Here is a 590-nt window from a genome sequence, read left to right as displayed (position 1 = left end):
TATAAACTAAATTTGACCTGACAGACACTTCTGAAAAACCGGCAACTGTCAGATCAAGTTTGAACTACTACATACTAGTGGCCATAGGAATAGTTTTGTCACCGATAAGGATTGTCAATTCCCTCTTGACTACATATCCACAAATATTTTCATCAGGTACATGGGAAGCTCTGACAACAAAAGGAAGTGATGCATATAACCCACTTTGGGGACCAGTCATAATCGGAGAATTATTGATCAATTGTATTTTGATCATGCTCTTGCTATATCTTGCATACATGTTCTTCTCTAAGAGCAGAAACTTTCCAAAATGGTTTATTGGAATAGCTATTTTTAGCATGGTATTTATTGTTGCAGACGCGTTTGCAGTAAAGATGGTTTTACCGAACGAGCCTGTATTTGACTCTGATACAATTAGGGAGCTTATGCGTTCAGTGATTGTAGCTGTTATATGGGGGTAATCCCCCCATATTTAACTGACATCAAAAATAGAGGTTTAAGCAGCTACTAAAGCCAGCGAGTCTGTCCGAAATTCTGTGTAACTAGCCATTCTATTACTCGGTGACTCTATCACCGAATTCGATCATAAA

General features: G+C 38.1%; 1 protein-coding gene. It reads left to right on the top strand.

The genetic code is table 11. The features are described from left to right. Window positions 1-59: 59 nt before the first annotated feature. Window positions 60-461, top strand: a complete 402-nt coding sequence (locus tag Lery_RS08640; RefSeq protein WP_058526867.1) for a DUF2569 domain-containing protein — start codon at window positions 60-62, stop codon at window positions 459-461. Window positions 462-590 lie beyond the last annotated feature (129 nt).

The organism is Legionella erythra, assembly GCF_001467615.1.
Classification (GTDB): Bacteria; Pseudomonadota; Gammaproteobacteria; order Legionellales; family Legionellaceae; genus Legionella_C; species Legionella_C erythra.
The sequence above is the reverse complement of the archived record's forward strand: the minus strand, read 5'-3'. Positions and strand labels throughout refer to the sequence as shown.